This is a genomic window from Phenylobacterium sp. (genome assembly GCF_965284355.1).
Classification (GTDB): domain Bacteria; phylum Pseudomonadota; class Alphaproteobacteria; order Caulobacterales; family Caulobacteraceae; genus Phenylobacterium.
The window spans coordinates 160064-184642 of record NZ_OZ260078.1; the positions used below are offsets into that span (position 1 = coordinate 160064).

Consider the following 24579-nt stretch of genomic DNA (forward strand, 5'->3'; position numbering starts at 1 on the left):
CAGTGGGACCGGCCCTGTCGAAGCTCTAGATTCTCATGCTGCCTCCTTAGGAACGTCAAAGGCTCCGGAGCTCGATATCGAATGGCGCCCCGTGCCGGCTGGCGACTATATGCTCGGGGGAAGCGACGAAGACGCAAACCCGGAAGACGGCGAGGGTCCTCCTCGCAACGTCACGCTGTCGGGTTTCCGGATTTCAGCCACGACCGTCACCAATAGCGAGTTCGCCCGCTTCGTGAAGGCGACTGGCTATAAGACGGAGGCTGAGCGGGTCGGCTCCTCACTCGTCTTTCACACACTCGTATCCCAAAGAGTCGCCCGAAGTGTTCGCAGGCGCATCGATGGTGCGCCCTGGTGGCTTGAGGTTCGAGATGCACACTGGCGCTGGCCGGCGGGTCGTGGCAGCCACATACTGCTTAAGGCTGATCATCCAGTCGTGCATGTCTCGTGGAACGACGCGCAGGCATTCTGCGAATGGGCGGGCGTTCGCTTGCCCACAGAGGCCCAGTGGGAAGCCGCGGCCCGTGGCGGCGTGGTGGGGGCTCGCTATCCATGGGGAGACGAGCTGACCCCGGGCGGGGCCCACATGTGCAACATCTGGCAGGGGTCGTTTCCGCACTCGGACACCACTGAGGACGGGTTCCACGGGACCTGTCCCGTAAGGACCTTTCCTCCGAATGGCCACGGTCTCTACGAGGTTGCAGGCAACGTCTGGGAATGGTGCGCCGACTTCTGGACGGCGTTCCCGAGTTCGACCCGCGAAGGAAAAGATCCGCTCGGGCCGTCCAGCGGAACCCACAGGGTCATTCGCGGCGGCTCCTTCCTTTGCCATGCCAGCCACTGCAACCGTTACCGCGTCGCCGCGCGGAGCGCCAATACCCCTGAAAGTGCGACGTCGAATACAGGCTTCAGGGTTGTAGGCCGTCCGCTCCAGATGCGCTAGAAACCATGGAGCCTGCGCGAGGCGACCGGCGGGTGCACATTCGTGACGGTCGCTGAGATCATCAGTCGACCCATAGAGAAGGTCCATCGGAGTTCGCGTCGGCGTCCAGATCAAGGCGACCTCTGGATTCTGCGCGGCGTTGACCTCGACATGCAGGCCGTGCATGGGGTCATTCGAAAGCTTGCTGATCGTCGGGCGTCTCGGGTCCGCGACAGCGGCGAGTGATGTTTCACCTATGCATTCACGTAGGCTTCACCATCAAAGGCGACACGATGGACCTTCTTCACAGATCATTCACAGAGATTTTCCGACGAGATTACTCAAATGAAAACAACAAGTTAGAGAGATTCCAGTTCTCGAAGCGCTAGTCCGCGCAGCGATTACTCGCGTTTGCGGAAGGGGCGCTTCGGGCAACCGAAGCGCCCTTTCTCTTTTGGCCTTTCAGTTCAGGGACCGACCATGGCCCACACGATCTTCATCGACGGCGAAGCCGGCACCACGGGACTTCAGATCCGCGACCGGCTGGCGAAGCGCGCCGATCTCGAGGTGCTCTCGATCGACCCCGCGCGGCGCAAGGACCCCGAGGCGCGCCGCGAGCTGCTGAACGCCGCCGACGCCGTGGTCCTGAGCCTGCCCGACGACGCCTCGCGCGAGGCGGTGTCGATGCTGTCGTCCAACACCGTGAAGGTCATCGACGCGTCCACCGCCTTCCGGACGGCGCCGGGCTGGACCTACGGCTTCCCCGAAATGTCGCCCACCCAGCGCGACGCGGTGCGGAACGCCACGCGGGTGTCGAACCCCGGCTGCTATCCCACCGGCTTCATCGGCCTGGTGCGCCCGCTGGTGGCCGCGGGCCTGATCCCGGCCGACTTCCCGCTGACCGTGAACGCCATCTCGGGCTACTCGGGCGGCGGCAAGGGTCTGATCGCCGAGTTCGAGGACAACGCGCCGCCGGCCGACACCAACGACGCCTTCCGCGCCTACGGCTACTCGCTGGCCCACAAGCATCTGCCCGAGATGAAGATCCACACGGGCATCAGCCACCACCCGGTGTTCGCGCCGTCGGTCGGCCGCTACGCCCAGGGCATGCTGGTCGAGGTGCCGCTTCAGCTCTGGGCGATGCCCGGCAAGCCGTCGCCCGCCGACCTGCACGTGGCCCTCGAGGCCGCCTACGCCGGGGAAACCTTCGTCCAGGTCGCCAGCGGGATGGAGTGCGCCGAGCTCGCCAAGACCCGCGCCGGGGCCGGCGGCTACGTCCGGGCGCTGGATCCCCAGGCCCTGAACGGCACCAACAAGATGCGCCTGTTCGTCTTCGGCAACGCCGACGGCAGCCAGGCCCGCCTGGTCGCCCTGCTCGACAACCTGGGCAAGGGCGCCTCGGGCGCGGCGGTGCAGAGCCTGAACCTGATGCTCGGGCTTCCCGAGGGTGAGGGCCTGTGATCCTGCGGCCGGCGACGCCTGACGACGCGCCGGCCCTGGCGGCGATCCACATCCTGGCGATGCGGACGCTCACGTTCCTGCCGCAGCTCCACACCATCGAGGAGGCGGCCGTCTGGATGTTCGAGACCGTGCTGCCGACCCACCAGGTCACGGTCGCGGACGTGGACGGGGAGGCATGCGGCTACATCGCCTCTTCGGAAGGCTGGATCGACCAGCTCTACGTCCATCCCGACCACCACGGCCGGGGCGTCGGGGGGCGGCTCCTTGAGTCGGTCCTGGCCGAGGGTGGCACACGACAGCTCTGGACCTTCCAGCAGAACGCCCGCGCCCGGGCGTTCTACGAGTCTCGCGGGTTCCGCGCCGTCGAGTTCACCGACGGCTCGGGCAACGAGGAGAAGACGCCGGACGTCCGCTACATCTGGGACGGGCCGGCGCGTTAGTATCCGGGGCGCTATCGGTTCCATGCAGACGATGGACTTGAAACCGCCGCCCTTCGGCGTGCGTAATCCCGCCATGAACACGCTTCTCGATCGCCGCGGCTTCCTGGCCGCCGTCTCCGCCCTGGCGCTGGGCGCCCCGGCCACGTCGCTGGCCGCCGCCAAGGACGCCTACGCCAACTCGCCGTTCCGCAAGATCACCGACGCCGAATGGAAGAAGCGGCTGCCGCAGGACAGCTACGCCGTACTGCGCCAGGAAGCGACCGAGCGGCCGGGCACCAGTCCGCTGAACAAGGAAAAGCGCAAGGGGACCTTCGTCTGCCTGGGCTGCGCCCTGCCGCTGTTCGCGTCCGAGACCAAGTTCGAGAGCGGCACCGGCTGGCCCAGCTTCTACCGCGCCTTGCCCGGCGCCATCGGCACCAAGACCGACTACAAGATCGGCGTCGCGCGCACCGAGTACCACTGCGCCCAGTGCCTGGGCCACCAGGGCCACGTCTTCGAAGACGGCCCACGCCCCACCGGCCTGCGCTACTGCAACAACGGCCTGGCGCTGAAGTTCATCCCGGCCTGAGCCCGCCCACAAGAAAGACCCGGACGTTTCCGCCCGGGCCAGGTTGGCTTGGGTGCTCGAAGTGATCCGGCCCGGGCGCGTCCAGACGCCCGGGCCGGGCCCTGTCGCGCGCCTAGGTCTTCGCGCCCTTGGGTGACGGCGAAGGCGGCGGCGACGGGGTGGCGGGCGGCGAAGGGCCGGAGGCGGGGCCCTCGCTCTGGTGGATCTCGCCGGAGCCCGAGACGTCGGTCTCCAGCTTTGCCGGACGGGTCAGCAGGCGGATGTCGCCGCGGCCCGAGATGTCCAGGTCGGCCCATTCGGTAGGCGCGATGGTAGCGTCGGCCGAGCCCGAGATGTCGACTTCGGCGCCCTTGGTCTTCAGCGCGCCCAGGTCGGCGTCGCCGCTGCCCGACAGGTCCAGCGACACCTCGTCGGTCTGGCCCGAGGCGGTGATGTCGGCCGAGCCCGAGACGTTCAGGTTCAGCTTGGGCTGGCGGTAGCCCTCGATGGTCAGGTTGTTGCTGCCCGAGATGTCGAAGGTCGAGATGTTGGGCGCCCGGACCACGATGTCCAGCTTGGTGCGGTGGGTGTTGTGGCCGCGGTCCTGGTACTTGATGGTGTCGCCCACGACGATCACGTGGTCGATCAGTCGCGCGGGGCCGGTGATGGTCACCGTGGCCGGGCCGTCGGCCTGCACGTAGCGGACGTCGGCCGCCAGATCGAGGTCCAGCTGGTCCGAGCCGGACCATTCCAGCGTGCGGGTGGCGTCGTCGCCCCAGCGGTCGGACCGGTCACCGTCGTGGTCGTGTCGGTCGCCCCAGTTCCAGTCGTTGTCGCCGGCGATCTTCCAGCCGCCCTTGGCCACGATGTCGGGGCCGCCCAGGGCGACGGCTGCGGAGAGGGAGGCCACCGAAAGCACGAAGCCTGCGATGGCGATCATGAAGAGAACGCGGATCATCGGTCTGGCTCCCGGTTAAGCTTCGAGGGCCGGCTTCAGCAGCCGGTAGTGGAGGCGGCCGTACCAGACCAGCGCGTTCATCAGGCCGATCGAGATGATCGTCAGGATCGCGCCGGCCGAGGCCGAGCCGGCCATGAAGCCGATGCCGCCCAGGATCGCCACGCCCGGACCGCCCGGCGGGTCCATGAACGGACCGGCCGCGAACACGAAGGCGCCCACAAAGAAGAGGATGATGATCGCCACCGCGAACCCGATCAGGGCCGCGCCGACGCCCATGAGGATCGGCAGCAGGATCAGGATGTCGATGGCGCCCAGGCCCAGGACCGCAAACACCGCTGCGGCCGCCGCGCCCGGACTGCGCTCTTCGCGCCAGCGGGCCATGGTGCTCTCGGCGCGGATCTCGCGGGCCAGCCGGTCGGGGTCGCCCAGGGCCGCGGCCACCTCGGCCTCGGTGCGCCCGGCGGCCTCGCCGTCGTTGAAGTGGGCCTCGTAGTCGGCCACGATATCGGTCACGGATTGCGCGGGCAGGCCACGGAGCCCCTCGCGCAGCCGGGCCAAGAAAGCCTGGCGTGTCATGCCTTCGCCCCTCCAAAGACGATCTGATCGACGGCGCCCGAGAACGAGGTCCAGGCGGCCTTCTGACTGTTGAAGCTCTGCCTCCCGGCTTCTGTCAGCCGGTAGTACTTGCGCGGCGGCCCGGCCGGGCTCTCGACGAGATAGGTCTCGACGAGGCGCTCGGCCTGCAGGCGGCGCATGAGCGGATAAATGGTGCCTTCGCCCATGCCGATCGCGTCGGCGAGCGAGCTGGCGATCTCGTAGGCGTAGTTGTCGCTGGCGTGGAGCAGGGCCAGAACACAGAGTTCGAGCGCTCCCTTCTTCAGCTGGATCTCGATGGCGTCGGGCACGTCGGGTGCTCCTTCCTTGTCCATGAGGTACGGCAAGGTAGTGAGTGACGCAAGGTAGCTGGCATTAAACCTTAGTAAGGTCGCGCCCGGGTCTTTCCCTTCCGTGATGGGGAGGGACAGGCGGCGAACGCCGCCAGGGTGAGGGAGTTCGGGTCAGGACTCTGAGACAGGTGAGGATCGCCACTCCCTCACCCTGATCGCTTCGCGATCCGTCCCCATCGAGGGGAGGGAGAGCTAGCTCTTCACTTTCACATACGTGCCCGGCGCATCGCCGAGCGGGGGCAGGGGACCCTTAGCCGGATCGCGTGCCGGGACCTTCTTGCCGGACTTCGCGCCGAGCCAGGCGGCCCAGTGGGGCCACCACGATCCGGGGTGCTCGACGGCGCCGGCCTGCCATTCCTCGAGGGATGCGGGCAGGGCGTCGTTGGTCCAGTGCTGGTACTTGTTGGCCGCCGGCGGGTTGATCACGCCCGCGATGTGGCCCGAGCCGGCCATCGTGAACGTGGTGGGTCCCCCGAACAGCCGCGCGCCCTTGAACACCGAGCGGAGCGGGGCGATGTGGTCCTCCTTCGAGGACTGCACGTAGACCGGGATCTTGACCTTCGAGAGGTCGATCTGCACGCCGTCCAGCGTCAGCTCGCCCTTGGCCATGGCGTTCTCGCCGTAGAAGCGGCGCAGGTAGAAGGTGTGCAGGGTCTTGGGCATCCGCGTCTGGTCCGAGTTCCAGAACAGCAGGTCGAAGGGCTTCGGCTCCTTGCCCAGCAGGTAGTTGTTCACGAAGAACGACCAGATCAGGTCGTTGCCGCGCAGCGCGTTGAACGTGTCGGCCATCGTCTGGCCCGAGAGCACGCCGCCGCCCTCGTCCATTTTCGCCTCGAGGTCCTTCAGCCAGTCCTCGTTGGTGAACAGCAACAGGTCGCCGGCTTCCGAAAAGTCCTGCTGGGCGGCGAAGAAGGTGGCCGAGCCGATCGAGGTGTCGCCCTTGGCCGCCATGTGCGCCAGCGTCGCCGAAAGCAGCGTCCCGCCAATGCAGTAGCCGACCGTGTTCACGTGATCGACGCCGGTCTGCTTCATCGCCGCGCCGACGCCCTCGTAGATGCCTTGGCGCATGTAGTCTTCGAAGGTCTTGGTCGCGAGCGTGGCGTCCGGGTTCACCCACGAGGCCACCATCACCGTGAAGCCCTGGGCGGCCAGCCACCGGATCAGCGAGTTCTCGGGCCGCAGATCCATGATGTAGAACTTGTTGATCCACGGCGGGAAGATCAGCAGCGGTATCTCGTAGACCTCGTCTGTCGACGGCGAAAACTGCAAGAGCTCAATGATTTCGTTGCGGAAGATCACCTTGCCCGGGGCCGTGGCCACGTTCTCGCCGATCTTGAACATGTCGTAGTCGGTCTGGGCGATCGACAGCGCGCCGCCGCCGCGCTGCAGGTCGGCCTGGAAGTTCTCCATGCCCTTCACCAGGCTGGCGCCGCCGGTGCTCATCACCTCGCGCAGCGCCGTCGGGTTCGACGCCAGGAAGTTCGAGGGCGAGAACGCGTCAGTCAGCATCTTCATGAAGAACTCGACCCGGCGCTTCTCCAGCGGGTCGACGCCGTCCACCTCGGCCACCATCCCGTTCAGGAAGTTCGCGGTCAGCAGGTACGACTGCTTGATCACGTCGAAGACGGGGTTGTCGGACCAGTCCGGATCGTTGAACCGCTTGTCGCCCTTGGCCGGCGAGACGACGGGGTCGGGGGTCACGCCCGAGGCGCGCCGCGCCGTCGACTGCCACAGGTCGAGATAGCGCGAGAACAGGTCGGCCTGGGCCCGCATCATCCGGTCGGGCTGGGCGGCCAGGCGGCTCATCACCTGGGTCAGCGCCGGGCCCACGTGGAACGGGTCGGGAGACAGGGCGGCGGGCCGGTCGGCCTGGCGCAGCGCCATCTCGGCGATCGCGCCCTGGGCGGTGATCGCGGCCTTGGCCAGGTTCATCGACAGCTGCTCGATCTGGGCGCGCTGCTCGGCAGTGAAGGTCGCGGGATCGAAGCCGGGCGGCATGAAGCCGGCGCCCGGAAGGCCTGAGGGCGCGGGGCCAGGGCCGGGGTCGGACGGCGGCGGCGACGGGGCGGGCTTGAACGTCTTTGATTCGGGGGCGGCGGCCTTCGCGGTCTTGTCCGCTCCGGAGACCTTCTTCGCGCCGGTCTTCTTCGCGCCCTTCTTGGACGGGGCGGTCTGTTCGCTCATCGGGTCGCTCTCCCAGCCGGCGGGAGCGACGTCACGCGCGCTCTTTCGCCGTCAACGATCATCGCATAAGACCTTGGCGCAAATGAATGCCCCGCGCCCGCCTTTTTCGACTGCCGCCCGGTCAATCGCCCTCCTGGGCGTGTGCGCGACCGTGGCCGGCTGCACCGGCGTGCCCTTCACCGACGCCAAGATCGACCCGGCCTCTCCGGTGGCGGCCGACGTCGCCAGGATGTCCCGCGCAGACGGCAAGTTCCCGACGTTCGCCGGCATTCCGGCCAAGCCCACGGATGTGCGCCCGGTGGCGCAGTACGGCCGCGACGCCGAGTCGGTGATCGCGGAGCGCCAGGCGATCATCGCCGCCACCGAGCCGTCCACCTGGACGCTGCAGGGCACCGAGGCCTTCGCCGAACGCGCGCGCAGCGACGCCGGCCCGCAGATCGAGCCGCCCAAGCCCGGTGAGGCCGAAGCCTTCGCCCGCGAGCTGCGCGAACGAGCTACCCCGCCTCCGCCGCGCTGAGCCCGACCCCGGGCGAAGCGGCGCCCGTCCGACCTCCGGTCGGACAGCGAGGCGAGCGGTGGAGGCATAAAAATCCCCAAGCTGGGTTGGCGGACTCTCGCCCGGAGTCTATCGAAGCCCTGACGTCAGCTCGCAGATCGGCCGCAGGGCGTTCGCGGCGAAAGAGCTCTACCTATGACACCTGAATTCCACCGTATCCGACGCCTCCCGCCCTACGTGTTCGAGGAGGTCAACAAGATCAAAGCCCGGCTCCGCGGCCAGGGCGTCGACATCATCGACTTCGGCATGGGCAACCCCGACATGCCGACGCCGAAGCACATCGTCGACAAGCTGGTCGAGACGGCCCGCGACCCCAAGGCCGGTCGCTACTCGGCCTCGAAGGGCATCAGCGGCCTGCGCAAGGCCATGGCCGGCTACTACGGCCGCCGCTTCGGCGTGAAGCTGGACCCTGACCGCGAGGTGATCGCCACCCTCGGCTCCAAGGAAGGCTTCGCCAACCTGGCCCAGGCCCTGACGGCGCCCGGCGACGTGGTGATCTGCCCGAACCCCGCGTACCCGATCCACGCCTACGGCTTCATCATGGCCGGCGGGGTGATCCGCCACGTGCCCGCCGGCAGCCCTGAGGAGTATCTGTCGGGCATCAGCCGCGCCGTGAAGCACTCGGCGCCGCCGCCCAGCGTGCTGATCGTCAGCTATCCGTCGAACCCCACGGCCCAGTGGGTCGACCTCGATTTCTACAAGGAAGTCGTGGCCCTGGCCCGCAAGCACGACCTGCTGGTCCTGTCCGACATCGCCTATTCCGAGATCTATTTCGACGACAACCCGCCGCCCTCGCTGCTGCAGGTGGACGGCGCCAAGGACATCGCCGTCGAGGTCAACTCGCTCAGCAAGACCTTCGCCATGGCCGGCTGGCGTGTGGGCATGGTGGTCGGCAACGAGCGGATGTGCGCGGCCCTGGGCCGGGTGAAGTCCTATCTCGACTACGGCGCCTACACCCCGATCCAGGTGGCGGCCGCCGCGGCCCTGAACGGCCCGACCGACTGCATCGACGAGATCCGCGGCATCTACAAGGCGCGGCGCGACACCCTGGTGGAATCCATGAAGCGCGCCGGCTGGGACATTCCTGCGCCGCCCGCCTCGATGTTCGCCTGGGCCAAGCTGCCGCCCCAGTACGAGGCCGCCGGCTCGATGCTGTTCTCCAAGCTGCTGGTCGAGGAGGCGGGCGTCGCCGTGGCGCCCGGCGTCGCGTTCGGCGAGTACGGCGAGGGCTATGTCCGCATCGGCCTCGTCGAGAACGAGCAGCGCATCCGCCAGGCCGCGCGCAACGTGAAGAAGTTCCTGTCCAACTCGGACGAGATCCTGGGACGGGCGCACAACGCCCTGGCCGCGCAATGAGCGAACCCATGGATCGCAAGCCCTGGGGTATCGGCGTCGCGGGCCTGGGCACCGTCGGCGCCGGTCTGCTGACCTTCCTGTCCGAGAACCCGGCCTTCGCGCCGGCCGGCGGCATGGCCTACGTCAGCGGCGTCTCGGCGCGCTCGCGCTCGCGGCCGCGCCCGTTCGACATTTCAGACCTGCCCTGGTTCGACGATCCCGTCGCCCTGGCCACCGCCGATTCGACCGACATCTTCGTCGAACTGATCGGCGGCTCGGACGGCCCCGCGAAGGCCGCGGTCGAGGCGGCGCTGAAGGCCGGCAAGCCGGTCGTCACCGCCAACAAGGCGCTGATCGCCGAGCACGGCGCCGAACTCGCGGCCCTGGCCGAAGATAAGAACGTCCCGCTGCTCTTCGAGGCGGCGGTGATGGGCGGCGTGCCCGCCGTGAAGGTGGTGCGCGAAGCCCTGGTGGGCGACGACATCCACTCGATCTCGGGCATCCTGAACGGCACCTGCAACTACATCCTGACCGAGATGGAGGCCACGGGCCGCTCGTTCGAGGACGTGCTGGCCGAGGCCCAGCGCCTGGGCTACGCCGAGGCCGATCCGACCATGGACGTGGGCGGCTTCGACGCGGCCCACAAGATCACCATCCTGGCCGCCCTGGCCTTCGGCTGCGCGCCCAACTACGCCGCCGCCGAGATCGAGGGCATCGACCAGGTGGCCCTGCTCGATATCCGCATGGCCAAGGACCTGGGCTACCGGATCAAGCTGGTGGCCTCGGCCGAACGCTCGATCCACGGCGCGCTGGTCCGGGTGCATCCCACGCTGGCCCCGCTGGACCATCCCCTGGCCCGCGCCGGCGGCGCCCTGAACGCGCTCTTCATCGAGGGCGAGCGCACGGGCCGCATCTTCCTGCAGGGCCCGGGGGCGGGCGCCGCGCCCACGGCCGCCGCCGTCTCGGCCGATATCGCCGACGTGATCGCCGGCGCGATCCGTCCGGTGTTCCAGGCCCAGGCCGAGACGCTCGCGCCGTTCGACCCGGTCGACCCGTCCAAGCTGATGAGCCGCGCCTACCTGCGCTTCCTGGTGAAGGACGAGCCGGGCGTCATCGCCGCCGTGTCCGAGACGCTGGCCGAGGCCGGGGTTTCGATCGAAAGCTTCCTGCAGAAGCCGACCGAGGGCGCCGAGGGCGTGCCGATCGTGCTGACGACGCACGCGGTGGCCGAATCGGTGCTCACCGCCGCCGTTGACCGCATCGCAGGACTTCCTGCCGTACTTGACCGTCCGCGACTGTTGCGGATCGCCCGCATCTAGGTTTGATACCGCCTCCTGCAGAGAGGCGTCTTTGGGGTTGGAGACGACATGAGTTCTGAAGTTCTGGACCGCAATCTGATCATGGACGCGGTCCGGGTCTGCGAGGTCGCCGCCATTGCCGCCTGGAAACTGGCGGGCCGTGGCGACGAAAAGGCCGCTGACCAGGCCGCCGTGGACGCCATGCGCACCGCGCTGAACGACCTCGACATCGATGGCGAGATCGTCATCGGCGAGGGCGAGCGCGACGAAGCCCCCATGCTCTACATCGGCGAGAAGGTCGGGAAGGGCAAAGGCGCCAAGATCGACATCGCGCTGGATCCGCTGGAAGGCACGACGCTCACCGCCAAGGCGATGGCCAACGCGCTGGCCGTGATGGCCTGGGCGCCCAAGGGCAGCCTGCTGAACGCGCCCGACACCTACATGGACAAGATCGCCTGCGGTCCCGGCTATCCGGCCGGCGCGATCGACCTCGACAAGAGCCCGGCCGAAAACGTCCAGGCGCTGGCCAAGGCCAAGGGCGTCGATCCCAGCGAGATCACCGTCTGCGTCCTGGACCGTCCGCGCCACGCCGACATCATCGCCTCGGTGCGCTCGGTGGGCGCGCGGGTGCACCTGATCACCGACGGCGACGTGGCCGGCGTGATCAACACGGCCGATCCCGACACCGGCGTTGATCTCTACGTGGGGCAGGGCGGAGCGCCTGAGGGCGTGCTGGCCTGCGCGGCGCTGAAGTGCGTGGGCGGCCAGTTCCAGGGCCGCCTGGTGTTCCGCAACGCCGACGAGAAGGCGCGCGCCGCCCGCGTGGGGATCACCGACTTCGACAAGAAGTACGACCTGCACGAGATGGTCCGCGCCGACGCGATCTTCGCGGCCACCGGCGTCACCAAGGGCGCGCTGCTGGACGGCGTCACCGTCTCGGGCGGCTTCGTGCACACCCACACCCTGGTCATGAACTCCGCGACCCACACGGTCCGCGAAGTCCGCATGAAGCGGCCGGCATAGGGCCCGCCGCCTGTCTTGGGCGCCCGCCCTCGCCCCTATCCCCCAGAACGTCATGGCCGGGCCTGTCCCGGCCACCCAGATACGAGGCGCTCGCAGGAAGGCGCACCGCATCCCCGCCCGCGCCCTCTCCGGAAAACGGCGGCGCTTCTGGGTGGCCGGGACAGGCCCGGCCATGACGTTCCAAAAAAGTGCGAACGAAAAACCCACCTACGACCGCTTTTGTCGTAGGGGCGTGTTCCACTCGCGATCATGTCCGAGCCCGCGCCCGACATCTTCGAAGAGGACCAGCTGCTGGCCCGCGCGGCCCGCATGGACTTCGCCTTCGCCGAGCGCCTCCACACCAAGGCGCTCGCCACCGAGGACACCGCCGAACTCTCCGACCTGGCCCGCGCCTATACCCGCCTGACCCGTTCGCTCCGCCAGACGCTCGCCCTGCTCAGCAAGCTGAGGGCCGAGCGCGCCAGGGCCGAACGCGAAACGCCCCGCGCTTCCGCACAAGACCTCCAGGATCAGGCCATCGATGAGCGCACCGCGCAGGTGCAGGACGCCGTCGAGCGCGTGATCTCCGCCGCCGCCGACGGCGACGAGGCGCTGCACACCGACTGGTGCCACCGCTTCGACCGGGAAGTGGACGACTGGAACGAGAAGCCCGACTGGATCGTGGACGACGTCGACGCCGTCATCCGCCGCGTCTGCAAGACCCTGGGCCTCCCCGACGACTACGCCCAACGCTGGCGGGATCTGCCGGCTCCCACCTTCTTCCCCGACCCCGAACCCGCCACACCCGAAGACGTCGCCGCCGCCAACGCCGCCGCCCGCGCCTTCACCGCCGGCCTGCGGCCCATGGCCCCGGACCCCGCGCCTCGAGGGACCAGCCCCCGACGCCCCCACTGGCGCCCCTCCGGCTGACCCGCTGCCCGCGCGAAGCGCCCTAAATCCAAACCACGAAATACACGAAATACACGAAAGCGAGCCGGCTCCCGCCGCCCGCGGGCCGCCTCATGTTCGTGTATTTCGTGGTTCAGACCATGACAGAGCCTGCGGCGCGCGGGGCCTCGGGCGCTTGCGCAATTCCTGGCGACTCGCGCCCAGGCGACCGATAGTGCCCTCCAACGAAGGCGACAGGCTGATGGCGGACGGAAGCGCGAACGTGGGTTATCTCGGCGTCACGCGCTCGCTGTCCGGCCGCCTGTGGCGCCAGCGCGTCGCCGCGCCCGACATCACCCGCAGCCACCAGCTGAACCACGGCCTGTCCGAGCCGCTGGCCCGGGCGCTCGCCTCGCGCGGGGTCACGCCCGAGACCTGCGCCGACTTTCTCAATCCCACTCTGAAGGCGCTGTTCCCGGACCCCTCGTCGTTCGCCGACATGGACCGGGCCGCTGCGATCCTGGTCGACGCGCTGGAAGCCAGGCGGCGCGTCGTGGTCTTCGCCGACTATGACGTCGACGGCGCCTCCTCGGCCGCCCTGATCGTGCGCTGGTTCCGGGTCATGGGCCTGGAGTTGTCGATCTACGTGCCCGACCGCATGACCGAGGGCTACGGCCCGTCGCCGGCCGCCTTCCGCCACCTCAAGGCCGAGGGCGCCGACCTGGTCATCACGGTGGACTGCGGGGCCGCGGCGCACGACGCCCTGGCCTGCGCCGCCGAGATCGGCCTGAATGTCGTGGTCATCGACCACCACCTCATGCGTCCGGGCGAGATCCCTGCGGTGGCCGCTCTGGTGAACCCCAACCGGCCGGACGATTCGTCGGGGCAGGGGCATCTGGCCGCCGCGGGCGTGGCGTTCGTCCTGCTGGCCGCCCTGAACCGCGAGGCGCGCCGCCGGAGCCTGTTCACCGGCCCCGAGCCTGACCTGCGGGCGTGGCTGGACCTCGCCGCCATGGGCGCCATCTGCGATGTGACCCAGCTGGTGGGCTTCAACCGCGCGCTGGCCGCCCAGGGCCTCAAGGTGATGTCCGGGTGGGCCAACCCCGGCCTGAAGGCGCTGATGGAGGTGGCCAAGGCCCAGGGGCCGGCCTCGGTGTTCCACGTCGGCTACCTGCTGGGGCCGCGAATCAACGCCGGGGGCCGAATCGGCCGCTCCGATCTGGGCGCGCGCCTGCTCTCGACCGACGACCCCGAGGAGGCGGCCGCCCTGGCCTGCGAACTCGACGCGCTGAACGCCTCGCGCAAGCAGGTCGAGGCCGAGGTCCAGGAGGCCGCGATCCGCAACATCGAGCGCGAGAGCAACCAGGCCGACGCGCCGTGCCTCGTGGTCGCCGAGGATGGGTGGCATCCGGGCGTGATCGGGATCGTCGCGGGGCGCCTGCGCGAACGCTATCGCAAGCCGGTGATCGTGATCGGCATCGACCGCGCCGCCGACGTGGGCAAAGGATCGGGCCGCTCGCAGCCGGGTGTGAACCTGGGCCGCGCCGTCCAGGCCGCCTACGAGGAGGGCCTGCTGCTGGCCGGCGGGGGCCACGCCATGGCGGCCGGCCTGTCGGTTCGGCCCGACACCATCCCCGAACTCCGCGCCTTCCTCTGTGAGAAGATGGCGGACGAGGCCCAGGTGGCCGCTGCCGAGGATGGTCTCGACATCGACGCCCTGGTGACGACCCGTGGCGCGGACCGCGGCCTCTGGACCGAGTTTCAGCGTCTGGCCCCGTTCGGCCCGGGCAATCCCGAGCCGGTCTTCGCCGCCGCCGACGTGCGGGTCGAGCGCCCCATGGCGCTGCGCGGCGGCCATGTGCGGGTGACGCTCACCGACGGTTCGGGCGGGCGACTCAAGGCGGTGGCGTGGCGCTGCGAGGACACCGAGATCGGCCGTCGCCTTCTCCAGGAAGGCGGCGCCGTCCACGTCGTCGGCAAGCTGAAACCCGATGACTGGCAGGGGCGGGAAGGGGTGGAGTTGGAGATTGAAGACGTCGCGGACCCGCGCCGCGTTTGATGCGCCAAACAGCCGCTTGCGCCCCAAATCGAAGGTCGCTATAGAGCCGCCTCTCGCGCAAGCGGTCCCTTCGTCTATCGGTTAGGACGCCAGGTTTTCAACCTGGAGAGAGGGGTTCGACTCCCCTAGGGACTGCCACGCGATTTCCCCGTTCAGGTGTAGACGCTTGACGCGCGCGGCATTCGCGCCCGCGAATCACCATTGACGCCATTAGGGTTACGAGAACACTGTTATAGTCGGCCCTGACCCTTGTGTCGGGATATGCGGGCCGAGGGGCATATGGCGGGTTTCGAATTCGAGCATATGGAAGGTCCGCCACCCGTGCGGATCTCCGGGCGGGTCAAGTGGTTCGATGCGGGCAAGGGGTACGGCTTCATCGTACCGGATGACCCCAGTCTGACCGACCTCAAGGACGTGCTGCTGCATGTCACCAGCCTGCGGACATCGGGCCGCGAAAGCTGCCTGGAAGGCTCGCTGATCACCTGTGACGTCGTGCGTCGGCCCAAGGGCTGGCAGGTCGCCGAGGTCGTGCTGGTCGACGAGAGCTCCGCCACCCCCGCCGAACGCCGCCCGACGGTCGCCCGTCCCGAAGGCGCCGCCTTCGCCCGTCCCGCGCGCCGCCCGGTGACGGCGACCGGTCCGCTGGAAGGCGCCAAGGTCAAGTGGTTCAACCGCGCCAAGGGCTATGGCTTCGTCGTCCGCGACAACGAGCCGGGCGACATCTTCGTCCATATCGAGACCCTGCGCCGCTCGGGCATGGAAGACCTCCAGCCCGGCGAAAGCGTCATGGTCCGCTTCGCCGAGGGCCCCAAGGGTCTCGTCGTCGCCGAGATCGAAGCGGCGAACCTCGCCTGACAGCGGACTTGCCTGAGGCCCAGGCCTGCCCCAGATAGGCCTCTCCCGCCCCGGAGACCGGCCTCTTGCGTCTGCGCCTCTCATCCCTTCTGACCGTGATCCTGCTGGGCTGCGCGTCGGCCGCGGCGGCCGCCCTGCCTGTCCACGGCATTCAGGTGAAGGCGGCCTATCCGCACGACGCCCGGGCCTACACCCAGGGCCTGCTGTACCTGGACGGCGACCTCTATGAGAGCACGGGCCTGGAAGGCCGCTCGACCATCCGTCGGGTGCGCCTGTCGGATGGCGTCGTCCTCCAGCAGAAGGCCATCTCGCCCGAACTGTTCGGCGAGGGGATGGTCAACTGGGGCAGCGAACTGATCAGCGTGACGTGGCGCGATCAGGTGGGGTTCCGCTGGGACCTGAAGACCTTCGCGCTCCGCTCGTCGTTCAAGTACCCCGGCGAAGGCTGGGCGCTGACCCAGGACGGCAAGCACCTGATCCTGAGCGACGGCACGCCGAATCTCAGGTTCCTGGACCCGAAGACCTTCAGGGAAGTCCGCCGCGTGCGGATCACCGCCGAGGGGCGCCCGGTGGCCAACCTCAACGAGATCGAGTGGGTGAAGGGCGAGGTCTGGGGCAACATCTGGCAGACCAACCTGATTGTGCGGATTGATCCGAAGACCGGGATCGTGAAGAGCCTGATCGACCTCTCGTCGCTGCCCGAGACCGCGCGCAAGCCGAACATCGACGCCGTGCCCAACGGAATCGCCTACGACAGCAAAGGCGACCGCCTGTTCGTGACGGGTAAGCTGTGGCCCCGCCTCTACGAGGTGAGTCTCACGCCGCCCCGGATGCCTGCAAAATGACGACCGACGAAGAGAACATCCCCGAGCCGCCGCCCGGTTTCGTGCGCTCGTCCGGCCGCGGACAGTTCTCGACCGTGAATGGACCCTATTTCCACAAGCCGGTGGCCGACGGGCTGGTGTCGCAGGCCTTCTACGCGCTGCCCCGCCACACCAACGGCATCGGACTCGTGCACGGCGGCATGCTCTCAGCGTTCACCGACGGGCTGTTGGCGGGCGCGGTCGGCTTCGGGACGGGCAAGGTAGGCGTGACCATCCACCTGTCGATCGATTTCCTGCACATGGCCCGGCAGGGCGACTGGGTGATCGGCGAGGCCCGCATGACGCGCGCGACCAAGGACGTGGCGTTCTCAGAGGGCGTGCTGCGTGCGCGCGGCGTGGACATTGTCCGGGCATCGGGCATCTTCAAGCTCATGGATCGCCGCGGCTAAGCGCCTTTGTCGCCCGTGCAGGTTTGCGGAAACCGAAAAACGCCTATATCGCAAGCCCGCCGGCCCTCGGGGCGTAGCGCAGCCTGGTAGCGCATCTGCTTTGGGAGCAGAGGGTCGGGAGTTCGAATCTCTCCGCCCCGACCAGCCGGTGGGAATTTGAGGGTCTGAAGAACAGCATGCTCGCGCGCATCTACCGTCCGTCGAAGACCGCCATGCAGTCGGGCCGCGCCAAGGCCGCCAATTGGCTGCTGGAGTTTGAGCCGCAGGCCGCGCGCAAGCCCGACCCGCTCATGGGCTGGACCGTCACCAGCGACACCGAGTCGAGCCAGGTGAAGCTGTCGTTCGACACAAAGGAAGACGCCGTCCGCTACGCCGAGACCCACGGCATCGCCTTCCAGCTGATCGACCCGGCCCCGGCCAAGCGCATCATCAAGGCCTACGCCGACAACTTCGCCTTCGGCAGACGCACGCCCTGGACCCACTAGGTCTGCCGCGAGCGCCCGTAGCTCAACCGGATAGAGCATCCGCCTTCTAAGCGGACGGTTGCAGGTTCGAGTCCTGCCGGGCGCGCCATGGGAACTCTCCCGAAAGGCGAACCTGGCTAGCAAGATTCACCTTATTTGTGAGGTGTTTACGCACACAATCTGAGTTGTCGGATCGTTGACCGGCTCTGCTCCCGCACGATAGCCCCCGAGAGCGCGGCTGTAGCGCCATGCGGATGGGGTTTTTGATGACGTCGATCTTGAAAGTGGCTGGCGCTGTCGCGTCGATGGCCCTGTTCGCCGCCGGCGCGGCCCAGGCGGCCGCCTATACGATCACCGTGACCGGTACGATCGACAGCGGGTTCGACAACGAGGGCCTGTTCGGGGGCGGCGACCTGACGGGGCAGACGATCAAGGCCGTGTTCCACGTCGACACGTCGAAGGCCTACTACCAGGACGTCGGCGACAGCCTGTACTTTTCCGGCGCCGACGAATTCAATCCGATCTCCACGACCTTAGAGGTCGTCGGCTTCGCGCCGATCAGCTTCCCAATCCTGGGGGGCTCCGGGAACGTCGAGTTCAATCGGAACCCGTACCTCATGTCGAATTCCTATCATTTCAGGAACGGCTTCAGCGGGTCCGACGGCGTTGGAGCCTTCCAGCTCAGCAGCTACCTCAACGCCTACAGCCAGTCCGGCGCGTTCCAGGACCTCAACTCGCCCCTGCCGTTGGACTTCACGACCATTCCCGACCTCGAAGCGGACGGGCTGTTCGCCTTCACGCGGTTCGTGCCCGCCAGCAAAGGTGAGCTTGAGCAGCGCCAGAGGACGTTCCTCCACTACAAGACCACGACCCTGACCCTGGCCCAGGTCGATGCGATCCCCGAGCCGCAGACCTGGGCGCTGATGCTGATCGGGTTCGCCGGCGTCGGCATGGCCCTGCAGCGTCATCGTCGGTCGGGACGCGTTCTCGCCGACTGAGGCGGGTTCGGCGGCGCGCGCAGCGCCGGGTTCGGCTATGAGACGGGCATGGCCTGGACGCGAACCTACAACGAGACCGAACCCCAGCGGGTGAACAAGTGGCTGGCGCAGAGCGGCGTATGCTCGCGGCGCGAGGCCGAGGCGCTGATCGGCGAGGGGCTGGTCTACATCGACGGCGAGCGGGTCGAGGACGCGGGCCGCAAGATCCTGCCGGGCCAGACGCTGACCCTCACCGACAAGGCCGAGGGGCGGCTGGAAGGCTTCACCGCGATCCTGAACAAGCCCACCGGCTACGTCTCGGGCCAGCCCGAGCCGGGCTACACGCCGGCGGTGCGTCTCCTGACCCGCCAGGCGCTGGTCGGCGAGAGCGGCACGATCCCGGACGCCAGGGTGAGCCTGCCGCCGCTGGGGCGCCTGGACCTCGACAGCCATGGCCTGCTCATACTCTCCAACGACGGCGTGCTGGCCAAGGCCGTGATCGGACCGCAATCCGAGCTGGACAAGGAATACGTGGTCCGGGTCGCGGGCCGCATCGACGAGCCCACGCTCAACCGCCTGCGTCACGGCCTGGAACTGGACGGCCGCAAACTGCGCCCGGCCAAGGTGACGCGGATCGAGGGCCAGACCCTGCGGTTCGTCCTCACCGAGGGCCGCAACCGGCAGATCCGGCGGATGTGCGAACTGGTGGAACTGCGGGTCATGGACCTGCTGCGCGTCCGCATCGGGCCCCTCGAGTTGGGCGACCTGCCCGAGGGGCGCTGGCGTGTGCTCACTGCTGCGGAGCGCGAGGCGATGATCGTGGCCTCTGCGCCGAGGTCGGCGGCGCCTAAGTCTGGGGGACCGGGGTCCGGTCGGCCGTAAGCGGGACGACCCAGTCCGCGCGGGCCGGCATCTCCTCGAGGATCCAGCGGGTGATCCGTTCGTAGTGCTGCACAAACTGCCCGACCTCGGCGTCGCTCATCCCGCGACCAGTCTGGGCCCGCAGCTTGGCTTCCTGTTCGGCGCGCCAACCCCGGACCACCTCGAACCCCGGCGGCTGCAGCATCACCAGCCGGTCCAGTCGTCCCCAGAGGGCCTGATAGCCCTCGCCGAGTTGGCGGTTCACATAGCCGCGCCAGGATCGCGCGGGATCGTCGCGGCGTTCCAGGGTGTTCAGATGCGGTATCAGCCGGTCGGCCGGCTCGGGCCTGGCCCCCACGCACCAGCCTTCCAGGATCACCACATCGGCCGGGCCCTCGATCTGGCGCCAGGCGCTCTTGGGGCGACGCTCGTCGGTCGACTTGTCGAACGCGGGGAGGGGGGTCGTGCCGTCGCCACGCAGGTGATCCAGCACGGCGCAGGCCAGCGCTACATCGTGCGTTCCAGGCGGGCCGCGCACCTGCAGCAGGCGATGCGCCTTCCCCGCCAGCCAGGTCCGCGCGTCGCGTCCCAGGTAAAAGTCGTCCAGCGAGATGGCGACGGTCTTGAGGCCGCGTTGGGTCAGGATGCGGGCGGTGGCGGCCGCGATCGTACTCTTGCCCGTGCCCTGCGCCCCGCAGAGGCCCACGAAGGCCGTCCGGCCGAAGTCCTGGCGCCAGTCGCTGGCGCGGTCGGCCAGCGGCCCGCAGACCTCGGTGAAGGTCGTTCGGAACGCCTCGGGCAGGCGCTCCTTGGCCATGAAGTCGGCCAGCCAGTCGTCCGGGTGATCCGTCGTCATCCGCGATAGGCGTCCAGACCGCGGCGCAGGTCGGCGATGAGGTCGTCGGGATTCTCCAGCCCGACATGCAGTCGGATCAGCGGGCCGCCGTAGTCGTAAGCGAATTTGCGGACCTTGAGCTGGGGATCGCACCAGATCGCCAGGCTCTCGAATCCGCCCCAGGAGAACCCCAGTCCGAAGAGCTTCAGACTGTCCAGAAAGGCGTCCACGGCCTCGGTCGCCCCCGGCTTCAGGACAATGCTGAACAGGCCGCAGGCGCCGGTGTAGTCGCGCGTCCACAACGCGTGACCCGGCGCGCCGGGGAGGGCGGGATGCAGCACCTGCGCCACCTCGGGCTGATCGCGCAGCCAGGCGGCGATGGCCAGGCCGCTCTCAGACTGCCGCGCCATGCGGACCGGCAGGGTGCGCAAGCCGCGGAGCATTGCATAGGCGTCCTCGCCCGAAACCGCCCAGCCCATGTGGTTCACGCCGTCGGCCAGTTGGCGAACCAGCTTCGGATCCCGCGCCGCGGCCGAGCCCATGAACACGTCCGAGTGCCCGCCGACATACTTGGTGAGCGCCTGCAGCGAGATATCGACGCCATGCTCCAGCGGCTTGAAGATCAGGCCCGCGCCCCAGGTGTTGTCGATGGCGGTGAGGATCCCCCTGGCGCGCGCCAGTCCGGCGATCCGGGGGATGTCGAGCATCTCGAACGACAGCGATCCCGGGCTTTCGAGCAGGATCATCCGGGTGGCTGCCGAGGCGGTCTCGACCAGGGTTTCCGGAGAGAGGCGGGGATCAAAGTAGGTTACGCCCACGCCGAAGCGCTTCAGGACGCTGTCGCAGAAACGCCGAACGGGCTTGTAGACGCTGTCGACCACCAGGATCTCATCGCCGGCCTTCAATAGCGCCATCGCGGCGCCCGAGATCGCGGCAATCCCGGACGGGTACAGCGTGACGCCTTCCGCCCCCTCCAGCATGGCCAGAGCGTCCTGCAGGCAGGACTGGGCCGAGAGGCCCGCGCGGCCGTAGGTCAGGTAGTTGTCGTCGTCGTACAGGGCCGCGGCGTTGGGCAGCAGCACCGTAGAGCCCTTCTGGATCGGCGGGCCGACGGTGCGGACCAAGGTCTCCGCGACCTTGCCGGCGTGGATCAGTCGGGTCTCGTCGGACATGCGGGGTTGCGGCTCGTCTCAGCGCTGGCGAAAGTGCTTTCCCCTTAAAGGCCCAACCGACTCGTCGTTTCAAGGAGCAGCGATGATCTCCCGCTTCGCGGCGACGGTTCTGCTACTCGCCGCGCTGGGCGCGTGCAGCGGGCCGACGCCGGCGTCGAAGGGACCGGAGGTGAAGGCCTCGCCCCGGGCGGCCGCGTCTGAGCCCGGCTACAAGCCCGCCGTCAGCGTCACTCTCGGGATGGTGCGGAAGCGGGGCTACGTCGCCTGCGGGGTTCACGCCGGTTTGCCGGGCTTTGCGCTCAAGGACGCCCGGGGCGAATGGCGCGGCTTCGACGTGGACATCTGTCGCGCTGTGGCGGCCGCGACGCTGGGCGACGCCCAGAAGGTGCGGTTCACGGTGGTCGACGCCAAGGATCGGTTCGGCGCGCTGCAGAGGGGCGAACTCGACATCCTGTCGCGGAACACCTCGCACACATTCGCGCGCGAAGCCGGGTTGGGTGTGAGTTTCCCGATCATCACCTACTACGACGGGCAGGGCTTCCTGGTGCGTCGCGAACTGGGGCTGGGCAGCGCCCAGGAACTCACTGGCGCGCGCGTGTGCGTGCAGGAGGGCACCGCCAGCGCCGGCAATGTCGACGACTGGTTCCGGGTGCGGGGCATCAAGTACCGCGCGGTCATGGCGTCGTCCGAGCAGCAGGCGCGCTCGATGTATGAGGGCGAGACCTGCGACGCCTTCACGGCTGACATCTCGGCGCTCGCCGCATCGCGTTCGGTCATGAACAACCCCGGCAGTCACGTGATCCTGCCCGAGGTGATCTCCAAGGAGCCGCTCGGGCCGGTCGTGCGGCGCGACGACCCGGTGTGGGCCGAGATCGTGCGCTGGACTGTCTACGCCACGTTGTTGGGCGAGGAGTTGGGGGTCACCTCGCGGACGGTCGAGCAGGCGCGCGAGACGGCGACCGACCCCGAGACCCGGCGCCTGTTGGGCGTGGAGGGCGACCTGGGGCCGCTTCTGGGTCTGGAGAAGGACTGGGCCTTCCAGGTGATCCGGCAGGTGGGCGCCTATCACGAGATCTTCCGCCGCGACCTCGGCGGCGACTCGGCGTTGCGTCTCGACCGCGGCCTGAACGCCCTGTGGAACGCGCCCAAGCCCGGCCTGATGTACGCTCCTCCGATGCGCTAGAGGGGCATCACCATGGCGCAACGGTCGGGAAGGCCGTTGGCGGCTTCCTGGCGGAGGGCCTGGCGGATGCTGGCGGGCGCCTGATCGGGATCCCACTCGGAAAATCCGAAGGACGCATAGTAAGGCGCGTTCCAGGGGATGCTGCGGAAGGTGGTCAGGCTCAACGACTTCAGGCCCTGCGCCCGCGCCCAGTCGCGGGCATGGCCCAGCAGGCGCTTGCCCAGGCCCTTGCCGTGCTGGCCATCCTGGACATCCAGTTCGTCGATATGGAGCCGATCGCCCTCGACCCTGGCGGCGAGGAAGGCCACCGGGTCAGAGCCCTCGTCGGCGACCCAGAGGGTGCCGCCCGCGAGGTGAGGCCTGTAGGCGTCCGGGGGCGCGCAGTCGGTGAGCAGGAAGGCCGGCGTGTCCTGGCCGACGAACTTCTGCGCGGCGCTGAGCTCGATGCGCGGCAGGTGCTGGAGATCGGACTCTCGGGCGAGGCGTATGTCTATGGGTCAGGCTCCGGTCACGACCGCGGTGTCAGGGCGTCCGCCCCACTCGGTCCACGAGCCGTCATAGACCGCGACATCGAGGCGTCCAAGCCGCGCCAGGGCGAGCGCCAGCACCGAGGCGGTGACGCCCGAGCCGCAGCTGGTCACGATGGGCCGGGTCAGGTCGATGTGGCCGAAGACGGCCGTGAGCTCTCTCGCCGACTTCAGCGTACCGTCGGCGTTGACGACCTCGTTGAACGGTAGGTTCAGCGCGCCCGGCATGTGCCCCGAGCGCAGGCTGGCGCGAGGCTCCGGCGCCTCGCCGCGGAACCGTCCCGCGGAACGGGCGTCGACCACCTGCGCTGCGCCGCTGGCCAGGACGGCGGCGACGGCGGTGATGTCAGCCACCAGATCGGGGACGAACGCCGGGGTGACGGCCACCGGGGTCGGCGAGGGCTCTGAGGTCTCGGCGGGGCGTCCCTCCGCGGCCCAGGCCTTGAGCCCGCCGTCGAGGACGAACGCGTGCGGATAGCCCATGACCCGCAGCGTCCACCAGACGCGCGGCGCCGAATAGATGCCGTGGGCGTCGTAGACCACGATCGTGTGGTCGCGCCCGAGACCGAGCTGTCCCGCCGCCTCGGCGAACGCACCAGGGCTGGGAAGCATGTGGGGCAGATCGGTGTCTTGATCGGCGATCGCGTTGATGTCGAAGAACACCGCGCCCGGGATGTGACCCGCCACATAGCTGTCCCGGCCGTGTCCGGGCTGGCCAACCAGCGGCAGGGTGGCGTCCACCACGCGAACGTTCGGATCGCCCAGGCGTTCGGCGAGCCAGGCCGTGGAGACGACGGGATCGGTCGACGCGTCGGCCATGCGCTACTCCAGCCAGCTCGGAGCGGGGAGGCCCCTCTCGCGAAGGAAGGACGGGTTGAAGATCTTGGATTGGTAGCGCTGGCCGTGGTCGCAGAGCACCGTGACGATGGTGTGTCCGGGACCCAGGTCCTTGGCCATGCGGATGGCGCCGGCTACATTGACGCCGGTCGATCCACCCATCACCAGGCCCTCGAACTCCATCAGGTCGAAGATCGCCAGCAGCATCTCTTCGTCCGAGATGCGGTAGGCGTGGTCGATGGCGAGACCCTCGAGGTTGGCGGTGATCCGCCCCTGGCCGATGCCTTCGCTGATCGAGCCGCCCTCGGCCTTCAACTCGCCGTCGGTGTAGTAGCTGTAGAGCGACGCGCCGTGCGGGTCGGCGAGGCCGATCTTCATCTTGGGGTTCCGTTCCCGCAGCGCCTGGGCCACGCCGGCCAGCGTGCCGCCCGAGCCCACGGCGCAGATGAAGCCGTCCACCTTGCCGTCGGTCTGGCGCCAGATCTCGGGGCCGGTGCCCTGGACGTGGGCTTCGCGGTTCGCGACGTTGTCGAACTGGTTGGCCCAGACCGCGCCGTTCGGCTCCTTCGCGTCAAATTCCGCCGCCAAGCGTCCGGAATACTTCACGTAGTTCATTTCGTTGGCGTAGGGCACGGCGTCCACCTCGACCAGTTCCGCGCCGAACAGCCGGATGGCGTCCTTCTTCTCCTGGCTCTGGGTGCGCGGGATGACGATGGTGCATTTGTAGCCCAGCGCCTTGCCCACCATCGCCAGCCCGATGCCGGTGTTGCCGGCCGTTCCCTCGACGATGCGGCCGCCGGGCCGCAGCAGGCCCTTCTTCTCAGCGTCGCGGATGATGTAGAGCGCCGCGCGGTCCTTCACCGACTGGCCCGGGTTCATGAACTCGGCCTTGGCGAGGATCTCGCACCCCGTCATCTCGCTGGCGCGGCTCAGCCGCAGAAGCGGCGTCTCGCCGATGAGATTGAGGATGGAGGGCGCGACTTGCATGGCCGCCTACTTAG

At 68.5% G+C, this 24579-nt stretch carries 26 protein-coding genes and 3 tRNA genes; 20 read left to right on the forward strand and 9 right to left on the reverse strand.

All coding sequences use genetic code 11. From position 1 onward, the window contains the following. Positions 1 to 91: 91 nt before the first annotated feature. The 4 genes from ACQ66R_RS00770 to msrB all read left to right on the forward strand — a co-directional run bounded on the left by ACQ66R_RS00770 (position 92) and on the right by msrB (position 3388). On the forward strand, positions 92 to 940 hold the full coding sequence (locus ACQ66R_RS00770) for a formylglycine-generating enzyme family protein (RefSeq protein ID WP_430418362.1): 849 nt from the start codon (positions 92 to 94) through the stop codon (positions 938 to 940). A gap of 459 nt (positions 941 to 1399) precedes the next feature. Then, the gene (argC, locus tag ACQ66R_RS00775) at positions 1400 to 2380 is read left to right on the forward strand and encodes an N-acetyl-gamma-glutamyl-phosphate reductase (RefSeq protein WP_430418364.1); all 981 of its coding nucleotides are present in this window, start codon (positions 1400 to 1402) and stop codon (positions 2378 to 2380) included. Further along, positions 2377 to 2820, forward strand: coding sequence for an N-acetyltransferase family protein (locus ACQ66R_RS00780; RefSeq protein WP_430418366.1), 444 nt, complete (start codon positions 2377 to 2379; stop codon positions 2818 to 2820). The genes argC and ACQ66R_RS00780 overlap by 4 nt, the downstream gene beginning before the upstream one ends. Before the next feature lie 73 nt (positions 2821 to 2893). Next, a complete protein-coding gene (gene msrB / locus ACQ66R_RS00785; protein WP_430418367.1) occupies positions 2894 to 3388 on the forward strand; it encodes a peptide-methionine (R)-S-oxide reductase MsrB in 495 nt (164 codons plus the stop codon). 112 nt (positions 3389 to 3500) lie between these two features. Here the strand turns inward: msrB and ACQ66R_RS00790 are convergent, their stop codons facing one another. The 4 genes from ACQ66R_RS00790 to phaC all read right to left on the reverse strand — a co-directional run bounded on the left by ACQ66R_RS00790 (position 3501) and on the right by phaC (position 7456). Continuing rightward, the gene (locus ACQ66R_RS00790; protein WP_430418369.1) at positions 3501 to 4325 is read right to left on the reverse strand and encodes a GIN domain-containing protein; all 825 of its coding nucleotides are present in this window, start codon (positions 4323 to 4325) and stop codon (positions 3501 to 3503) included. A gap of 15 nt (positions 4326 to 4340) precedes the next feature. Beyond that, positions 4341 to 4901 carry a DUF1700 domain-containing protein gene (locus ACQ66R_RS00795; protein WP_430418371.1) on the reverse strand — a complete coding sequence of 187 codons (561 nt, stop codon included), beginning with the start codon at positions 4899 to 4901 and terminating at the stop codon, positions 4341 to 4343. Then, positions 4898 to 5230 (reverse strand): PadR family transcriptional regulator, encoded by a 333-nt coding sequence (locus ACQ66R_RS00800; RefSeq protein WP_430418373.1) that lies wholly within the window; start codon positions 5228 to 5230, stop codon positions 4898 to 4900. Before ACQ66R_RS00800 ends, ACQ66R_RS00795 begins: the two co-directional genes overlap by 4 nt. A gap of 234 nt (positions 5231 to 5464) precedes the next feature. Beyond that, entirely contained in the window at positions 5465 to 7456 is a 1992-nt protein-coding gene (phaC, locus tag ACQ66R_RS00805) for a class I poly(R)-hydroxyalkanoic acid synthase (protein WP_430418375.1), read from the reverse strand. Between the two features lie 151 nt (positions 7457 to 7607). On the opposite strand from phaC, the gene ACQ66R_RS00810 reads away from it, so the two are divergent. The 15 genes from ACQ66R_RS00810 to ACQ66R_RS00880 all read left to right on the forward strand — a co-directional run bounded on the left by ACQ66R_RS00810 (position 7608) and on the right by ACQ66R_RS00880 (position 19045). Beyond that, the gene (locus tag ACQ66R_RS00810; RefSeq protein WP_430418377.1) at positions 7608 to 7973 is read left to right on the forward strand and encodes a hypothetical protein; all 366 of its coding nucleotides are present in this window, start codon (positions 7608 to 7610) and stop codon (positions 7971 to 7973) included. A gap of 174 nt (positions 7974 to 8147) precedes the next feature. After that, on the forward strand, positions 8148 to 9368 hold the full coding sequence (locus tag ACQ66R_RS00815) for an LL-diaminopimelate aminotransferase (protein ID WP_430418379.1): 1221 nt from the start codon (positions 8148 to 8150) through the stop codon (positions 9366 to 9368). Positions 9369 to 9376: 8 nt separating this feature from the next. Continuing rightward, positions 9377 to 10666 carry a homoserine dehydrogenase gene (locus ACQ66R_RS00820; RefSeq protein ID WP_430418381.1) on the forward strand — a complete coding sequence of 430 codons (1290 nt, stop codon included), beginning with the start codon at positions 9377 to 9379 and terminating at the stop codon, positions 10664 to 10666. Between the two features lie 48 nt (positions 10667 to 10714). Further along, positions 10715 to 11668: a class II fructose-bisphosphatase gene (gene glpX / locus ACQ66R_RS00825; RefSeq protein WP_430418383.1), complete on the forward strand. Its 954-nt coding sequence runs from the start codon at positions 10715 to 10717 to the stop codon at positions 11666 to 11668. Between the two features lie 249 nt (positions 11669 to 11917). Next, positions 11918 to 12577, forward strand: a complete 660-nt coding sequence (locus tag ACQ66R_RS00830; protein WP_430418385.1) for a hypothetical protein — start codon at positions 11918 to 11920, stop codon at positions 12575 to 12577. A 220-nt stretch (positions 12578 to 12797) separates the two neighbouring features. Continuing rightward, positions 12798 to 14594 (forward strand): single-stranded-DNA-specific exonuclease RecJ, encoded by a 1797-nt coding sequence (gene recJ / locus ACQ66R_RS00835; RefSeq protein WP_430418387.1) that lies wholly within the window; start codon positions 12798 to 12800, stop codon positions 14592 to 14594. Between the two features lie 63 nt (positions 14595 to 14657). Continuing rightward, positions 14658 to 14732 (forward strand) — tRNA-Glu (locus ACQ66R_RS00840). 141 nt (positions 14733 to 14873) lie between these two features. Then, on the forward strand, positions 14874 to 15449 hold the full coding sequence (locus ACQ66R_RS00845) for a cold-shock protein (protein WP_430418389.1): 576 nt from the start codon (positions 14874 to 14876) through the stop codon (positions 15447 to 15449). Between the two features lie 65 nt (positions 15450 to 15514). Further along, positions 15515 to 16294 (forward strand): glutaminyl-peptide cyclotransferase, encoded by a 780-nt coding sequence (locus tag ACQ66R_RS00850; RefSeq protein WP_430418391.1) that lies wholly within the window; start codon positions 15515 to 15517, stop codon positions 16292 to 16294. After that, entirely contained in the window at positions 16291 to 16722 is a 432-nt protein-coding gene (locus ACQ66R_RS00855) for a PaaI family thioesterase (RefSeq protein ID WP_430418393.1), read from the forward strand. Before ACQ66R_RS00850 ends, ACQ66R_RS00855 begins: the two co-directional genes overlap by 4 nt. Positions 16723 to 16789: 67 nt before the next feature. Further along, positions 16790 to 16866: transfer RNA gene (locus ACQ66R_RS00860), tRNA-Pro, on the forward strand. Between the two features lie 32 nt (positions 16867 to 16898). Beyond that, positions 16899 to 17207, forward strand: a complete 309-nt coding sequence (locus tag ACQ66R_RS00865; RefSeq protein ID WP_430418395.1) for an ETC complex I subunit — start codon at positions 16899 to 16901, stop codon at positions 17205 to 17207. An 11-nt stretch (positions 17208 to 17218) separates the two neighbouring features. After that, a tRNA-Arg gene (locus tag ACQ66R_RS00870) sits at positions 17219 to 17295 on the forward strand. A 157-nt stretch (positions 17296 to 17452) separates the two neighbouring features. Further along, positions 17453 to 18184, forward strand: a complete 732-nt coding sequence (locus ACQ66R_RS00875; RefSeq protein ID WP_430418397.1) for a PEPxxWA-CTERM sorting domain-containing protein — start codon at positions 17453 to 17455, stop codon at positions 18182 to 18184. 48 nt (positions 18185 to 18232) lie between these two features. After that, entirely contained in the window at positions 18233 to 19045 is an 813-nt protein-coding gene (locus tag ACQ66R_RS00880) for a pseudouridine synthase (RefSeq protein WP_430418399.1), read from the forward strand. On the opposite strand, the gene ACQ66R_RS00885 is transcribed toward ACQ66R_RS00880, so the two are convergent. Together ACQ66R_RS00885 and metC are read right to left on the reverse strand one after the other, a co-directional pair. Beyond that, complete coding sequence (locus ACQ66R_RS00885; RefSeq protein ID WP_430418401.1) at positions 19011 to 19880, reverse strand: kinase; 870 nt, start codon at positions 19878 to 19880, stop codon at positions 19011 to 19013. The two genes, ACQ66R_RS00880 and ACQ66R_RS00885, sit on opposite strands and share 35 nt — an antisense overlap. Further along, the gene (gene metC / locus ACQ66R_RS00890) at positions 19877 to 21031 is read right to left on the reverse strand and encodes a cystathionine beta-lyase (RefSeq protein ID WP_430418403.1); all 1155 of its coding nucleotides are present in this window, start codon (positions 21029 to 21031) and stop codon (positions 19877 to 19879) included. The genes ACQ66R_RS00885 and metC overlap by 4 nt, the downstream gene beginning before the upstream one ends. Before the next feature lie 82 nt (positions 21032 to 21113). On the opposite strand from metC, the gene ACQ66R_RS00895 reads away from it, so the two are divergent. Next, positions 21114 to 22214: an amino acid ABC transporter substrate-binding protein gene (locus ACQ66R_RS00895; RefSeq protein ID WP_430418405.1), complete on the forward strand. Its 1101-nt coding sequence runs from the start codon at positions 21114 to 21116 to the stop codon at positions 22212 to 22214. Here the strand turns inward: ACQ66R_RS00895 and ACQ66R_RS00900 are convergent. From ACQ66R_RS00900 to ACQ66R_RS00910, 3 genes are read right to left on the reverse strand one after another with little or no spacing between them, the layout of a single operon-like run. Beyond that, a complete protein-coding gene (locus ACQ66R_RS00900; RefSeq protein WP_430426175.1) occupies positions 22211 to 22708 on the reverse strand; it encodes a GNAT family N-acetyltransferase in 498 nt (165 codons plus the stop codon). The genes ACQ66R_RS00895 and ACQ66R_RS00900 overlap by 4 nt on opposite strands. Before the next feature lie 3 nt (positions 22709 to 22711). Further along, on the reverse strand, positions 22712 to 23560 hold the full coding sequence (gene sseA, locus ACQ66R_RS00905) for a 3-mercaptopyruvate sulfurtransferase (RefSeq protein WP_430418407.1): 849 nt from the start codon (positions 23558 to 23560) through the stop codon (positions 22712 to 22714). Between the two features lie 3 nt (positions 23561 to 23563). Next, positions 23564 to 24565 carry a cysteine synthase A gene (locus tag ACQ66R_RS00910; RefSeq protein ID WP_430418409.1) on the reverse strand — a complete coding sequence of 334 codons (1002 nt, stop codon included), beginning with the start codon at positions 24563 to 24565 and terminating at the stop codon, positions 23564 to 23566. Positions 24566 to 24579 lie beyond the last annotated feature (14 nt).